Raw genomic sequence first — 787 nt, forward strand, 5'->3', positions numbered from 1 at the left:
GCCGCCGGCATGCGTACCGGATGCCGGGCGCGCAGCAGCTCCGCGAGCACGGCGGTGTCCACCGGCGGCTCGGCGGCCAGGTTGAACGCGCCGCTGACCGGCGTGGTCAGCGCCCGCAGATAGGCGTCGGCGGCGTCGTCGGAGTGCAGCGCCTGGAACCGCAGTCCCGCCACACCCGGCAGCACCGGCAGCACGCCCGGCCTGACCAGGCGGTGCGGGAGGAGGGGCCCGGCGAACAACCGCCGCTGCTCCATGGCCGACTGCCGCTTGAAGAGGAAGCCGGGACGCATCCGCACCACCCGGATGCCCGGGTGGTCCCGCTCGAAGACGTCCAGCACCCGCTCGTTGTAGGCCTTCTCCCGGGAGTAGGACGCGGACGGCCAGCCGTGGGTGGGCCAGCTCTCGTCGACGGGACGCTCCGGGTCGGACGCGGGGCGGGGGGAGTAGGCGGCCACCGAGGAGGCGTACACCACCGTCGACACACCGGCCGCCGCGGCAGCCCGCAGGGTGCGCACGGTGCCGAGCACGTTGGTGCGCCACGTGGTGAGCGGCGACCTGCTCGGCTGGAGCAGCCACGCCAGGTGCACCACCGCGTCGGCCCCCTGGAAGAGACCGGTCAGCTCGTCCTCCGACCCGGCCGCCCCGACGTCGGCGGTGGCCCACCGGGTCTTCGGCGGGTTCCAGTCGGGCAGCCGGCGGGCGACACCCAGCACCGACCCGATCCGCGGGTCCTCGCCCAGCGCCGCCAGCAGGCTGGTGCCGGCGTTGCCGGTGGCGCCCGTCACCA

The 787-nt window shown here is 75.5% G+C and carries 1 protein-coding gene; it reads right to left on the reverse strand.

Annotated features, from left to right (window positions below; genetic code table 11):
- On the reverse strand, positions 1-785 hold a 785-nt coding region (locus tag ACYVE9_RS29190; RefSeq protein WP_461030886.1), incomplete at its 3' end, for an NAD-dependent epimerase/dehydratase family protein.
- Between the last annotated feature and the right edge of the window lie 2 nt (positions 786-787).

Source organism: Streptomyces sparsus, from assembly GCF_054776295.1.